Source organism: Symbiopectobacterium sp. Eva_TO, from assembly GCF_053848865.1.
The window spans coordinates 3,131,008-3,145,036 of the sequence record NZ_JBSPEY010000004.1 but is presented as its reverse complement, the minus strand read 5'-3'; the positions used below and the strand labels follow the sequence as shown (position 1 = coordinate 3,145,036).

Here is a 14,029-nt window from a genome sequence, read left to right as displayed (position 1 = left end):
TTTAAGCAAGCCCTCCATTAATCAAAGATCAGTGTTGCAAAAATGGGGGTGACCATAGATCACCTCGTTATACACAAGTCCGCAACGCCTTATATGCCAAGGGTTAGCGGGCTGAAATAGGCAGCCGGTGGGGTTGTAAATGAAGTGAAACCGACGTGTACTATCGCCATTTACGGCGCTGAAAAATGACACGGGATTCAGATGGCTGGGCACACCAAGAACTGGAAGGGGTAAATCTTGGTGACACGAGGCTCAATAAGCGTGCCAAAGGGCTTTTGATACGGCTGGCTGAGAATCCGCAAGCCAGCATTCCGCATGCGTGCCTCGGATGGTCTGAGACGCTGGGTGCTTACCGCTTCATGGAGAACCAAGCATTCGAATGGCGAGACATTCTGCAACCTCACTGGCAGCGTACGCAGGAAAGGATCCGAGAACACGAGGTTGTGCTGTGTATCCAAGACACTGATCTTGACCCACCATCTCCGGACAGCTTTTGTATCTTAAGTTAACGATGCCCGCTGGCGCCGATATTCTCTTGGGGAGTTGTATCCCAGCGCACTGTGCGGATGGTTTTCATTGTAATGATTGAACGCCGCTGCAAGATTCTTCAGCGCTGTTCGCACATCGGGTTTTGGCATGAAGGCGATGTAATCTTCCTTCATCGTCTTCACGAACCGTTCTGCCATGCCGTTACTCTGTGGACTGCTCACTGCTGTTGTGCAGGGCTCCAGATTCAGTTCTCTGGCGAACTTCCGCGTTTCATGCGCTGTGTACGCTGAACCATTATCCGTCAGCCATTGCACTGGTTTATCCGGCAGCGCGCTACCGAAGCGTTTTTCCACCGACCTCAGCATCACATCCTGCACGGTTGAACTGTCATAACCCCTGGTGCTCGCTGCCCAGTCTATGGCCTCCCGGTCGCAGCAGTCCAGTGCGAACGTCACCCGCAGCTTCTCGCCGTTGTCACAACCGAACTCGAAGCCATCTGAGCACCAGCGCATATCGCTCTCTGCTACCGCGATTTTGCCTTTATGCTCCCGCTTCGGACGTTCAGTTTTATCATGCAACAACAGCAGGTTATGCTCGCTCATTATCCTGTAAAGCCGTTTGGCGTTCACCGGTGGAAGTCCCTCTGCACGACGTTGCTTACGCAGGATACCCCACACTCGGCGGTAACCGTAACTGGGCATGTCGCTGATGATACGGAGGATGTCCGATAATATCTCAGCATCAGCTTCGTCATTACGCCGGTTGCTGCGCCTGTCCAGCCAGTCGGCAGAACGGTTAACCCGCAGTGACAGCTGCGCACACGACACGCTCATGGCGCGGCTGACCAGAGCTATTCCCCATCCTTTGGCAACAAGGGCGCGTGCGCTATCCATTTTCGCGACTGGCGGTACTCCACTGCTTCTTTGAGGATCTCAACTTCCATCGTCTTCTTACCCAGAAGGCGCTGTAGCTCTCGGACCTGCTTGAGGGCAGTCGCCAGCGCCGAAGCTGGAACCACTTCTTCTCCGGCCGCAACGGCGGTGAGGCTTCCTTCCTGGTATTGCTTCTTCCACTTAAACAAAAGGCTGGGCTGGATGCCATGCAGGCGGGCTACATGGGAGACGTTCATCCCCGGCTCCATTGTCTGCTGAATGATGGCGATTTTCTCTTGCGGAGTTTTACGCTTACGGACTTCTTGCCCTAACAGGATCCCGGTCATTTCAAAATTAGCATGATTGTTAGACATATATCTAAGCCTATCTCTTATCTGGAGATACAGCTACTGTCTGGTGTTACAGGGGGCTACATCATGTGTATCCAAGACACTACCGAGCTTGACTTCAACGGGCAGCAAATCCAAGGCTTGGGTCCCTTGAACTACGAAGCCAGGCGTGGTCTGTACCTGCATCCGACCTACGCGGTCAGTCCGGATCGCGTGGGGTTGGGCGTACTGGATGCGTGGATGTGGGCAAGAGAGCCGAAGGATGCAGACGGAAAACGCGATGGGCTCAAGGAGAGTACGCGCTGGCTCGAGGGATACGAGCGAGTTGCTGAACTCGCCTCGGAGTTGCCAAACACACGTCTGGTGTACTTAGCCGATCGCGAAGCGGATATCAAGGCGTTGATGCAGCTCGCTGATGACCTTGGCACTCCGGCTGACTGGTTGATCCGCTCGACTCATAATCGCAGTCTGGACTGTAATGAGAAGCTTTGGCAGAAGGTTGGAAAGACCGTGCCGGTGGGAGAAATCCAATTCGTTATGGCGGCTCGCGCGGGGCAGAAGGCGCGTACGGTGAAACAGGCGCTGCGCGTGAAGCGAGTGTCGCTGCGTTGCGGGTTGGCAGTGACTTGTGTGATAGCCAAGGAAATTGAGCCGCCAGCAGGCGTGAAGCCGGTCGAGTGGCGGTTGCTGAGCAATCGCGTACCTGAAGGACGAGAAGATATCGTGGAGCTGATCGACTGGTATCGGGCTAGATGGGAAATCGAGATGTTCTTCAATGTGCTGAAGAACGGCTGCTGTGTCGAAGCGTTACAGTTATCGACCGTGGATCGCATTGAGCGGGCATTGGCGCTGTTCATGATCGTGGCATGGCGCATCGCCTATTTAATGCGTATGGGACGAACCTGTCCAGAGCTGGACGCAATGTTGTTCTTTGATTCCGACGAGACTCATGGCGCTTACCTACTGATGAACAAGCGTATGCCCAAGGGCCGCCCTAAGCTAAACGAAGTATTGCGCTTAGTTGCGCAACTCGGAGGCATTCTTGCTCGAAAAGGCGACGGTGAACCAGGCGCAAAAACTATCAGGAAAGGCTTGCAGAAAGTCATGACGGCCGCCGAAACGCTACGCGCGCTCAGGCACGAACAGAGATGTGTATAACGAGGTGGCCTAGGGTTACTACGCGATCGCCACGTGCCAGCGCCGCTATCGCATGGTGTACCTGCTCTTTATATTCAGGATCGCAGGCGATCAAATAGAGACAATTGGCGTCGGTGATATCTTCAACGGGGCGCCCCTTGACCGACATACTTTGCGGATCAAAGCATGCCATGCCCAAAGCCTGTGACGATGAAGTAGGCGGATCAATGCCCAGCAGCACGGTAGCGCCGCGGCCTCTGTCATTCGTTGCACCGTTCCCGTCCATAAAAGTATTAAAATAGCGTTGGTCAGAACCGTAAACAGCCAGTTTTTCCTTCGTTAACGCGACAAAGGCATCAAGACTGTCGCGATGTGAAAGACAGCGTTGAGTTCCATCAGGCCCGTATTCGACATCGATCACCCGCCAGTTGATGTCCTGATACCCATTGCCTTGCAACTGCACATGAATAAAGGACTTCATCAGCAACCCACCTGCGCCAAGTGAAATCAGCGTCAGCGGTTGATCCCGGTTGGGCATCGTCTGCCGGATATGATTAATCAGCGTATTGATATAACTCACCCGACTGCGTAGCGAGGAAACATCATCATGCTCACACCAGAAGAACCGATCCTGAAAACGATAAACCAAGTGTCCATGCGGCCTGAGGTGGGTTTGATTCATCACTGAGGCGGGCGTCAAGGCAGCGTGCTGCCGATCGCGGGGATAAAGGGGTAACAGAGCGATAGATTCGGAAGTCACTGCTGGCAACATGGCAATATTCCTTTAAATTCAGATAATTATACGATAACAGTCACTGGGTTAGCCCCACCTCGTTATACACAAGTCCGCAACGCCTTATATGCCAAGGGTTAGCGGGCTGAAATAGGCAGCCAGTGGGGTTGTAAATGAAGTGAAACCGACGTGTACTATCGCCATTTACGGCGCTGAAAAATGATACGGGATTCAGATGGCTGGGCACACCAAGAACTGGAAGGGGTAAATCTTGGTGACACGAGGCTCAATAAGCGCGCCAAAGGGCTTTTGATACGGCTGGCTGAGAATCCGCAAGCCATCATTCCGCATGCGTGCCTCGGATGGTCTGAGACGCTGGGTGCTTACCGCTTCATGGAGAACCAAGCATTCGAATGGCGAGACATTCTGCAACCTCACTGGCAGCGTACGCAGGAAAGGATCCGAGAACACGAGGTTGTGCTGTGTATCCAAGACACTACCGAGCTTGACTTCAACGGGCAGCAAATCCAAGGCTTGGGTCCCTTGAACTACGAAGCCAGGCGTGGTCTGTACCTGCATCCGACCTACGGGTCAGTCCGGATCGCGTGGGGTTGGGCGTACTGGATGCGTGGATGTGGGCAAGAGAGCCGAAGGATGCAGACGGAAAACGCGATGGGCTCAAGGAGAGTACGCGCTGGCTCGAGGGATACGAGCGAGTTGCTGAACTCGCCTCGGAGTTGCCAAACACACGTCTGGTGTACTTAGCCGATCGCGAAGCGGATATCAAGGCGTTGATGCAGCTCGCTGATGACCTTGGCACTCAGGCTGACTGGTTGATCCGCTCGACTCATAATCGCAGTCTGGACTGTAATGAGAAGCTTTGGCAGAAGGTTGGAAAGACCGTGCCGGTGGGAGAAATCCAATTCGTTATGGCGGCTCGCGCGGGGCAGAAGGCGCGTACGGTGAAACAGGCGCTGCGCGTGAAGCGAGTGTCGCTGCGTTGCGGGTTGGCAGTGACTTGTGTGATAGCCAAGGAAATTGAGCCGCCAGCAGGCGTGAAGCCGGTCGAGTGGCGGTTGCTGAGCAATCGCGTACCTGAAGGACGAGAAGATATCGTGGAGCTGATCGACTGGTATCGGGCTAGATGGGAAATCGAGATGTTCTTCAATATGCTGAAGAACGGCTGCTGTGTCGAAGCGTTACAGTTATCGACCGTGGATCGCATTGAGCGGGCATTGGCGCTGTTCATGATCGTGGCATGGCGCATCGCCTATTTAATGCGTATGGGACGAACCTGTCCAGAGCTGGACGCAATGTTGTTCTTTAATTCCGACGAGACTCATGGAGCTTACCTACTGATGAACAAGCGTATGCCCAAGGGCCGCCCTAAGCTAAACGAAGTATTGCGCTTAGTTGCGCAACTCGGAGGCATTCTTGCTCGAAAAGGCGACGGTGAACCAGGCGCAAAAACTATCTGGAAAGGCTTGCAGAAAGTCATGACGGCCGCCGAAACGCTACGCGCGCTCAGGCACGAACAGAGATGTGTATAACGAGGTGATCTTTACCTTGTCGAGCAAATAACAGCGCTGGAATCAGAATTAAATCAGTCAATCAAAGCTGATGATACTGCACAGCGAATTATGTGTATTAGCTCAGACCTGATCTGACAGTTACCGGTTATTTATACAGGTGTCTGTCAGATTAAATCTGGTTCAGATTTTTTTCTGCCCAGACTCGTTTACCATCAAGTAACGTGGCCATTGGCGTACGCCCGCAGCACATTTTACCCTGATGAGTTCGCTCATTATTGTAATGCCACAACCAGTTGTCCAGATCCTTTTGTAGACTTTCTAGGTCCTCGTATAACGTCTTACGGAACGCAACCTGATAAAAATCCTGCAAAATAGTTTTATGGAAGCGCTCGCAGATACCGTTTGTCTGCGGAGACATCGCTTTCGTTTTCGTATGGTCTATATCGTTGATAGCCAAGTACAGCTGATAGTCATGTTGTTCCACTTTACCGCAGTACTCCGTCCCCCTGTCCGTCAGTATTCTTAGCATTGGCAGCCCCTGAGCTTCGTAGAACGGCAGCACGCGATCATTGAGCAGGTCGGCGGCAGAGATCGGTGCTTTACTCGTGTAAAGCTTGCAGTGCGCCACTTTCGAGTACGTATCCACGAACGTCTGCTGGTAGATACGGCCAACACCTTTCAGATTACCCACGTAGAAGGTGTCCTGCGACCCCAGATAACCCGGGTGAGCAGTCTCTATTTCACCACAGGCTTCGTCGTCGTGCGCCTTCTTCTCCAGTGCAGCGATTTGAGCATCAGTAAGTACGATGCCTTCTCTGGCAACTTTTTCCTCAAGTGCCTTCAGGCGCTTACGAAAGTTTTCCAGATCGTGTCGTTGCCAGATGGAGCGCACACCGCTGCCAGAAATGAAGACGCCTTTTTTACGCAGCTGATTACTGGTCCGGTGCTGGCCATGAGCCGGGAACTCAATGGCGTAATCAACAACCGCACGTTCAGTGGCTTCATCAGCACGGTTTTTCAGGTTTGGAACCCGGCGGTTTTGGTTAACCAGAGCGTCAATGCCGCCTTCTGCCGCCAGTTCCTGATAGCGATAAAACGTGTCGCGTGACACCCCCATGATTTTACAGGCTTTTGATACGTTACCGAGTTCTTCGGCGAGATTGAGCAGGCCGGCTTTGTGTTTGATGATGGGATTGTTAGTATGAAGCATGAGAGTTACCTCGTGTTTTGTATAAGGATTCGACACCCATATCAAAACCGGTAACTCTCAACCTTTCAAGGTCCAGTGTCAGAGCAAGTCGCGACTAATACAGATTATCTGTGCGGATTTGTCGCTCAGTGGTACGACTGATGCCCAGGCTCTACCGGCACTGATAAACCAGACCCACCGGAAAATCAGAGAGGCATCGGCTGACGGCGCTTACGATACAGGTTACTGCCATGATGCTCTGCTGAGGAAGAAAATAAGGCCGCTTATCCCGCCGCGAAGGGGGGCGCAATATTGGCCGGACCACTACCACGAGCGTAACCACGCTGTTGCAAATCAGCGCCTGAGCGGCAGCAACGATACCTGGAAAAAGAAAGTGGGCTATCACCGACGCTCAGTGGCTGAAACGGCCATGTTCCGGTTCAAAACGCTTCTGGGTGGTCATCTAAGTCTGCGTGACTACGATGCTCAGGTGGGTGAAGCAATGGCGATGGTCAAAGCGCTTAACCGGATCACGCTATTAGGAATGCCGAACAGTATTCGCATCACGTAACAATCGACCTGGGGCACAGTCGTTACAAGTTCTGATTTATTCAACAAAGCCTGGATGGTTAAGTGATGAATTAATAAATAGAGGTAACCACGAGGCGTTGTGTTATTAACCAACTAACGATTAACGTCCCTGCTTTACCCGCGCCTCGCGTTACGCATTTTTTTACATAAGACGCTATAAAAAAATATTTCATGCCGGCGTATCTGGTGTATATTGGAAAATCAAAAAATATCTTTTAAGCTAATAATGTCTCTTCTTTTTAAAGGAACACCATGATGAGTTTTGACGTGCTAAGTAATATTCGTTCTCTTCGCGCTCAGGCCCGAGATACCGATCTTGAAACCCTGGAAGACCTGTTAAGCAAATTCACTGCAATTGTGGAAGAGCGCCGCGAAGAAGACAGCAAAATTCAGAAAGAGCAGGCAGAACGTTTGGCAAAACTGGATGCCATTCGTGCTCAGCTTCTTGAAGACGGTATTGATCCGGCTGAACTGCTGGAAAGCGTGAAATCCAAACCGGCCAAGGCCAAACGCGATCCTCGTCCGGCGAAATATAAATATATTGATGAGAATGGCACCGAGCAAACCTGGACCGGCCAAGGCCGCACGCCGAAAGCGATCCGTGAAGCCATTGATGGCGGAAGCAAAACGCTGGAAGATTTCGAGATTTAATTTGTTCTCTTCCTTGCCGTATTAGCGCGCATCACTTGTCTTGTTATGCATGGAGTAACGTTGTACTCTATGCATATCTTTTCTAATCTGCGATCGTTATCACCACCTGCGTTTCGCCTTCCTTGACAAAAAGTTTTTATCCCCCAAAGACCCGATTAAAATGGCGGAAAAATTAATACCGCTGGTGTATTAGCATGCGTATCAATCAGGATCCGATTTTCTTTGATCGTTTGCAGGGTAATGCCTTCAAATAGTTGGCTTTTGTGATATTCTGCCGCTATTTGAGGTTTCCACGTGGTTACTGTTTTTGTTCATTGCCCTCGCTGTCATTCAGATAAAGTTTATCGACATGGCCTTAGTCCAACTAAGCGCGAACGCTTCCGGTGTCAGTGCTGTCGCCGTGTATTCCAGCTTACCTACCGCTATGAAGCGCGAAAGCCGGGAGTCAAAGAGCAGATCGTTGATATGGCCTTCAACGGTGCCGGTGTTCGCGATACCGCCAGAACGTTGAAAATCGGCATCAATACGGTCATCCGGGCTTTAAAAAGCTCTCGCCCCGCAGGATAACGTCTTCTCCCGTTGCTCACGCCGACGTCGCCCTTATCTGTGAACTTGATGAGCAATGGAGCTTCGTTGGCAGCAAGGCGCTACAGCACTGGCTGTGGTACGCTTACAATACCAAAACGGGCGGTGTTCTGGCCTACACTTTTGGCTCCCGAACCGATGAGACCTGCCGTGAATTGCTGGCTCTGTTGACACCGTTCAACATCGGCATGATTACCAGTGACAACTGGGGCAGCTATGCAAGAGAGGTTCCGAAGCAGAAACATCTGACTGGCAAGATCTTCACGCAACGCATAGAGCGCAATAACCTGACGCTCCGTACCCGCATTAAACGACTGGCGCGTAAAACGATTTGCTTCTCGCGCTCCGTCGAGATCCACGAAAAAGTCATCGGAGCCTTCATCGAAAAACACATGTTCTACTAATTGGAGTCATTACCAACGTAACGTTTCCCGTTCCGGTTAATATCTGCTGCCAGCTTGATAACTGCTGCTGGTAATAAGCAAGCGTTGAGGCAAATTCATGCGCAAACTGCTCAATGGAAACAGTCGGAGAGGTGGGAATAGCATAGGCTTTACCCGTTCCCGTTGTGCCAGTGAACGCAGATACCAGCGTTAATTGTGTATCGGATTGTACAGACTCAATTTCATAAATTTGAACAGTGCCAGCAGCTGGCAATAATAACATCCGCCCTGCTGATACACCGTTTAATGGATTAGTGAATTGGGTTCCTGTGCCCGTAATGATTTTGCTGCCGTTAGTGGCAGCGATGGTTCCCGTTTTGTACCAAGCCATATTTTCACCACACAAAAAAAACCGCAGAATGCAGTTTATGGTTTTCGATAGTGCTGGTTGATAAACCAACATGATAGATATTTTTGTTTTCTAAAAATCACCAATGGTAACTAGGCTGTGTCCCTTAATCCCATAAGTTATAATAACTGTTTGTTTCTACATCATTTTGAACTATCGCTCGCTACGACCTTCCCGATGAAGCATGGGCTATCATCCAGCCCTTACTCCCTGCTGAACCAGCAACACCACAGGCCGGACGCCCATGGGCTGAGCATCGCATGATTATCAATGGCATGTTTTGGGGGCTGTGCTCTGGTGCCCCATGGCGTGATTTACCTGAGCGATACGGCCCATGGAAAACCGTTTATAACCGCTTTAACCGATGGTCAAAATCGGGAGTCATTAACATTATTTTTAATAAGTTACTTTCATCACTTGATGCCCATGGCCTCGTGGACTGGTCAGCGACTGCGCTGGATGGTAGCAATATCAGGGCGCTGAAATGTGCTGCCGGTGCTCAAAAAAACATCCCGATATCACCGGAGATAATGGGCTGGGTCGCTCTCGAGGTGGTTTTGGCACCAAAATCCATATGGCTACAGACGGAAGTGGTCTTCCGTTAAACATCGTGTTGAGCCCCGGTCAGGCTCATGAAAGTCAGTTTGCACTACGTCTTTTGAACGGTATTGGTGTTCAACGCCAGAACGGCAGTATGAAACGCCGTGGTCATGCGGTACTCGCTGACAAGGCGTACTCCGGGCATGTATTACGTAACGAGCTGAAAAACAGAGGTATAAAAACTGTCATCCCCCGAAAATCCACTGAAAAAATGGCGGTGGATGGTCGTTCAAAGCTCGATCGTGACGCCTACCGCAATCGGAACGTTGTTGAGCGGAGCTTTGGCCGTCTGAAAGAATACCGTCGCATTGCGACACGTTACGACAAAACGGCGAGGAATTATCTGGCAATGTTGAAACTGGGATGCATCCGCCTGTTTTACCAGAGGTTATGTAATTAAGGGACACAGCCTAATTGATTTCACTGGCATGGCCAACGATTGACAACATATCTGTTGTTCGCAATAATATATGCAAAATTTTTCCCTGGTGTTGGCCAATTTGGCGTATGATCATCTTCTGGAGGATCACTTTTTTTTCGACTCTATTCCCTCATTCTTATGCTCTAACCATAATTCTTTTAATTTATTAATACCAGATGTACTAAAGTACAGTCTTACCCTGTGCTTTTGATTGCAACAATAACTATTCATGTGCTGCCAGTCATATTCACAACCCCTTCAAAACAGTCCGTTTTACTCTGACGGTAAAGCCACTTCCCCCCTCGTCATCCTCGGCGAAAGCCGGGGAGCACTGCGAAAATCTTCTGCAAGAGATTCCCGCTTTCGCGGGAATGACGGTGGGGGGAGGGTCGTTTTCATATCACTTATCGGGTGGTTGCGACCCGTTGTTTTTTCTGTTTCATGGCATAACCGATGCCAAGCACGACCAGCCATACTGGAATCAGCAGAACGGAAATCTGAATCCCTGGAGTGATGAACATGATCACTAAAATGCCGGCCAGGAACAGCAGGCAAATATAATTGCCCAGCGGATAGAGCAGCGCTTTGAATTTAGTCTGCACGCCTTCCTGCTCTTTGGCTTTGCGGAATTTCAGGTGCGCCAAGCTGATCATGGCCCAGTTTATCACCTGTGCAGACACCACCAATGCCATCAGGAGTTCGAACGCTTTGCCCGGAATCAGGTAATTGATCAGAACGCACAGCGCAGTGGCGGCGGCAGATATACCAATGGCAACAACAGGCACACCGCGTCTATCGACGGTTAATAGCGCTTTCGGGCCATTACCTTGCTTGGCAAGGCCGTAAAGCATACGGCTGTTACAGTACACGCAGCTGTTGTAGACCGATAATGCTGCTGTCAACACCACAATGTTGAGAATGGTTGCCACGGCATTACTGTCGAGGTTGTGGAAAATCATGACAAACGGGCTCCCCCCTTCCACGACTTTTCCCCAAGGGTAGAGCGACAGCAGAATAGCCAGCGAGCCGATATAAAAGATCAGAATACGGTAGATGACCTGATTGGTAGCACGCGGGATGCTGGTTTCCGGATTATCCGCTTCTGCTGCGGTGATACCTACCAGTTCCAAGCCACCAAACGAGAACATGATGACCGCCATTGCCATCACCAGACCGTTGATGCCATTCGGGAAAAATCCGCCCTGCGCCCACAGATTGCTCACCGTGGCTTCCGGTCCGCCCTGACCGCTTAACAGCAGCCAGCCACCAAATACGATCATGCCGATAATTGCTACGACCTTGATGATGGCAAACCAGAATTCCATCTCACCGTACACTTTGACATTGGCGAGGTTAATGGCATTAATCACCAGGAAAAAGACGGCGGCAGAAACCCAAGTGGGAATATCAGGCCACCAGTATTGCACATAGATGCCCACAGCAGTCAGTTCGGCCATTGCGACCAGCACGTAGAGCACCCAATAGTTCCAGCCAGAAGCGAACCCAGCGAAATCACCCCAATATTTATAGGCAAAATGGCTAAAAGAGCCTGCAACAGGTTCTTCGACGACCATCTCTCCCAATTGGTGCATGATGAGAAACGCGATAATACCGCCGATGGCATAGCCCAGAAGTACGGAAGGACCTGCCATTTTTATGGTGGCAGCAATCCCTAAAAACAGCCCGGTGCCGACGGCACCACCCAGGGCAATCAACTGAATATGACGGTTTTTTAAGCCGCGTTTCAGAGTCCCGTCGTGTTGTTGACCATCCATTAATGTAACCCTCTGTCAGAGTGAAGCAGACACGATGCGAATACTCGCGTCATTTTACGTTTGTGTAATGTTATTTTTACGGTGTTCGTCAGATGAAAATACGCTGATGTCTACCGTTTGTCAGAGAATAGTGGTGGGCGAAACAGATTGCACTGATTTCTTGCCGCGATTTGTCGATCGGCCCCACGAAAATACTGCCTGTGTACATTTTTAGACCAGCATTGAAACGACGGCTGTCTTCCCTGACATCCGAGCGATGTAGTACGACTTCAGCCATAAGCGACATGTCAAAGGGGGAATGCTCTCACGGTGATAAAGCCAGTGTAATTTTTTGCTTAATCTATAGGTATTGTGATGATTAAAAAAATGCCAGATTTAATGAACGCTTTATGGAATACAAGGAGCCGATAACATTACATCATGGTTTTTTTTAAACACTATTTTTACAGGAGTTTATCGACGCTATGCCGATTAAATTTAAACCGGTGGATGTTGATATATTTATGTCTACCTATCTATCCCCACCTCGTTATACACAAGTCCGCAACGCCTTATATGCCAAGGGTTAGCGGGCTGAAATAGGCAGCCGGTGGGGTTGTAAATGAAGTGAAACCGACGTGTACTATCGCCATTTACGGCGCTGAAAAATGACACGGGATTCAGATGGCTGGGCACACCAAGAACTGGAAGGGGTAAATCTTGGTGACACGAGGCTCAATAAGCGCGCCAAAGGGCTTTTGATACGGCTGGCTGAGAATCCGCAAGCCAGCATTCCGCATGCGTGCCTCGGATGGTCTGAGACGCTGGGTGCTTACCGCTTCATGGAGAACCAAGCATTCGAATGGCGAGACATTCTGCAACCTCACTGGCAGCGTACGCAGGAAAGGATCCGAGAACACGAGGTTGTGCTGTGTATCCAAGACACTACCGAGCTTGACTTCAACGGGCAGCAAATCCAAGGCTTGGGTCCCTTGAACTACGAAGCCAGGCGTGGTCTGTACTGTAGTGGCACACTGATACTGGCCACCTGATCGGAGGTGATATGCTCACCTCATCAACACGACAGGTGACCTCATGGGTAAACATTTTACGGCGGAATTTAAGCTCGAAGCCGCAAAGCTGGTTGTCGACCACGGCTACACATACGTTAAGGCCGCAGAGGCGGTTAATGTCAGCCATTCTGCCATTAGTCGCTGGGTCAATAAGCTTCGCCTTGAACGACAGGGAAAAACGCCAACGGGACTTCCTCTTACCCCTGAACAGCTCGAGCTGCGTGAGATGAAGAAAAAAGTCCAATGCCTTGAAATGGAGAACGAAATCCTAAAAAAGGCTACGGCGCTCTTAATGTCGGACTCACTCAACGGTTCACGGTAGTCGACAGGCTGAGGGCGCGATATCCGGTCACGGCGTTGTGCCAAACTTTTGAGGTACATCGCAGCAGCTACAGGCACTGGCAGGCTTCCGCTAATGAACCCGACGGTGAGCGCGTGGTTAAGTGTAGCCGCGTCATGGAAGCCTGGAACGCCAGCGGCGGCTCTGCCGGCGCTCGAAGTATCGCGACCATCGTCACCGGCAGCTCCGGTGTCAAAATGGGGCGCTGGCTGGCTGGCAAGCTGATGAAGGAGCTGGGTATCGCCAGCTGCCAGCGACCGGCTCACAAATACAAACGCGGCGGCAATGAACACGTTGAAATACCGAACTATCTCAACCGCCAGTTCGCGGTTACCGCGCCGGATCAGGTCTGGTGCGGCGATGTGACCTACATCTGGACGGGCAAATGCTGGGCTTACCTTGCGGTGGTGCTAGACCTGTTCGCCCGCAAACCGGTGGGCTGGGCCATGTCGACGTCGCCGGACTCGGCGCTGACAGTTAAAGCGTTGCAGATGGCCTGGGAACTCCGGGGACAACCAACAGGAGTCATGTTCCACAGCGACCAGGGCAGCCACTATACCAGCCGTCAATACCGGCAAGCCCGGTGGCGCTGCCGGATAAAGCAGAGTATGAGTCGGCGGGGTAACTGCTGGGATAATGCGCCAATGGAGCGGTTCTTCCGCAGCCTGAAGACAGAATGGGTGCCGACAAAGGGTTACAACAGCTTCAGCGAAGCCCAGGACGCGATTATCCGCTACATCACGGGGTATTACAGCGCTATCCGGCCTCACTGGTATAACGGCGGCTTAACTCCAAACGAATCTGAGCGACTGTTCTACATACAGTCTAATGCGGTGGCCAATATTAGTTGACCACTACACAACGCCTTATATGCCAAGGGTTAGCGGGCTGAAATAGGCAGCCGGTGGGGTTGTAAATGA

General features: G+C 51.1%; 11 protein-coding genes and 3 pseudogenes. 9 read left to right on the top strand and 5 right to left on the bottom strand.

The genetic code is table 11. The features are described from left to right. Positions 1-185 precede the first annotated feature (185 nt). The gene (locus ACWWJF_RS18730) at positions 186-509 is read left to right on the top strand and encodes an IS4/Tn5 family transposase DNA-binding protein (RefSeq protein WP_455870278.1); all 324 of its coding nucleotides are present in this window, start codon (positions 186-188) and stop codon (positions 507-509) included. Here the strand turns inward: ACWWJF_RS18730 and ACWWJF_RS18725 are convergent. Next, positions 501-1,708 (bottom strand): IS3 family transposase gene (locus ACWWJF_RS18725; RefSeq protein WP_455871169.1). Its coding sequence is split into 2 segments (ribosomal slippage): positions 501-1,387 and positions 1,387-1,708, totalling 1,209 coding nucleotides; the frame shifts between segments, so codons are not numbered across the junction. The genes ACWWJF_RS18730 and ACWWJF_RS18725 overlap by 9 nt on opposite strands. An 87-nt stretch (positions 1,709-1,795) precedes the next feature. Here ACWWJF_RS18725 and ACWWJF_RS18720 point away from each other — a divergent pair. Next, positions 1,796-2,869, top strand: a pseudogene (locus ACWWJF_RS18720) (IS4 family transposase); the annotation flags it as partial. Here ACWWJF_RS18720 and ACWWJF_RS18715 read toward each other — a convergent pair. Next, positions 2,844-3,620: a hypothetical protein gene (locus tag ACWWJF_RS18715; RefSeq protein ID WP_455870277.1), complete on the bottom strand. Its 777-nt coding sequence runs from the start codon at positions 3,618-3,620 to the stop codon at positions 2,844-2,846. The pseudogene ACWWJF_RS18720 and the gene ACWWJF_RS18715 overlap by 26 nt on opposite strands. Before the next feature lie 180 nt (positions 3,621-3,800). Between ACWWJF_RS18715 and ACWWJF_RS18710 the strand changes: the two are divergent. Then, positions 3,801-5,131 (top strand): annotated as a pseudogene (locus ACWWJF_RS18710) (IS4 family transposase). A 151-nt stretch (positions 5,132-5,282) separates the two neighbouring features. Here the strand turns inward: ACWWJF_RS18710 and ACWWJF_RS18705 are convergent. Beyond that, positions 5,283-6,323: an IS481 family transposase gene (locus ACWWJF_RS18705; RefSeq protein ID WP_455868673.1), complete on the bottom strand. Its 1,041-nt coding sequence runs from the start codon at positions 6,321-6,323 to the stop codon at positions 5,283-5,285. A gap of 40 nt (positions 6,324-6,363) precedes the next feature. Here ACWWJF_RS18705 and ACWWJF_RS18700 point away from each other — a divergent pair, with 40 nt between their 5' ends. The 3 genes from ACWWJF_RS18700 to ACWWJF_RS18690 all read left to right on the top strand — a co-directional run bounded on the left by ACWWJF_RS18700 (position 6,364) and on the right by ACWWJF_RS18690 (position 8,533). Then, a complete protein-coding gene (locus ACWWJF_RS18700) occupies positions 6,364-6,873 on the top strand; it encodes an IS5 family transposase (RefSeq protein WP_455871168.1) in 510 nt (169 codons plus the stop codon). 272 nt (positions 6,874-7,145) lie between these two features. Further along, positions 7,146-7,544 carry an H-NS family histone-like protein gene (locus ACWWJF_RS18695; RefSeq protein ID WP_455870276.1) on the top strand — a complete coding sequence of 133 codons (399 nt, stop codon included), beginning with the start codon at positions 7,146-7,148 and terminating at the stop codon, positions 7,542-7,544. Between the two features lie 294 nt (positions 7,545-7,838). Next, a protein-coding gene (locus ACWWJF_RS18690) for an IS1 family transposase (protein WP_455870275.1) occupies positions 7,839-8,533 on the top strand; the annotation gives its coding sequence in 2 pieces (ribosomal slippage) (positions 7,839-8,082 and positions 8,082-8,533; 696 coding nt in all). Here the strand turns inward: ACWWJF_RS18690 and ACWWJF_RS18685 are convergent. Then, positions 8,508-8,975, bottom strand: coding sequence for a hypothetical protein (locus tag ACWWJF_RS18685; RefSeq protein WP_455870274.1), 468 nt, complete (start codon positions 8,973-8,975; stop codon positions 8,508-8,510). The two genes, ACWWJF_RS18690 and ACWWJF_RS18685, sit on opposite strands and share 26 nt — an antisense overlap. A 101-nt stretch (positions 8,976-9,076) precedes the next feature. Here ACWWJF_RS18685 and ACWWJF_RS18680 point away from each other — a divergent pair. Beyond that, positions 9,077-9,921 (top strand): IS5 family transposase gene (locus tag ACWWJF_RS18680; protein ID WP_455871167.1). Its coding sequence is split into 2 segments (ribosomal slippage): positions 9,077-9,422 and positions 9,422-9,921, totalling 846 coding nucleotides; the frame shifts between segments, so codons are not numbered across the junction. 425 nt (positions 9,922-10,346) lie between these two features. Here the strand turns inward: ACWWJF_RS18680 and ACWWJF_RS18675 are convergent. Then, entirely contained in the window at positions 10,347-11,717 is a 1,371-nt protein-coding gene (locus tag ACWWJF_RS18675) for an amino acid permease (RefSeq protein ID WP_455870273.1), read from the bottom strand. Positions 11,718-12,364: 647 nt separating this feature from the next. On the opposite strand from ACWWJF_RS18675, the pseudogene ACWWJF_RS18670 reads away from it, so the two are divergent. Further along, a pseudogene (locus ACWWJF_RS18670) lies at positions 12,365-12,730 on the top strand (IS4/Tn5 family transposase DNA-binding protein); the annotation flags it as partial. A gap of 61 nt (positions 12,731-12,791) precedes the next feature. Further along, positions 12,792-13,960 (top strand): IS3 family transposase gene (locus tag ACWWJF_RS18665; protein ID WP_455870163.1). Its coding sequence is split into 2 segments (ribosomal slippage): positions 12,792-13,047 and positions 13,047-13,960, totalling 1,170 coding nucleotides; the frame shifts between segments, so codons are not numbered across the junction. The last annotated feature ends 69 nt before the right edge of the window (positions 13,961-14,029 follow it).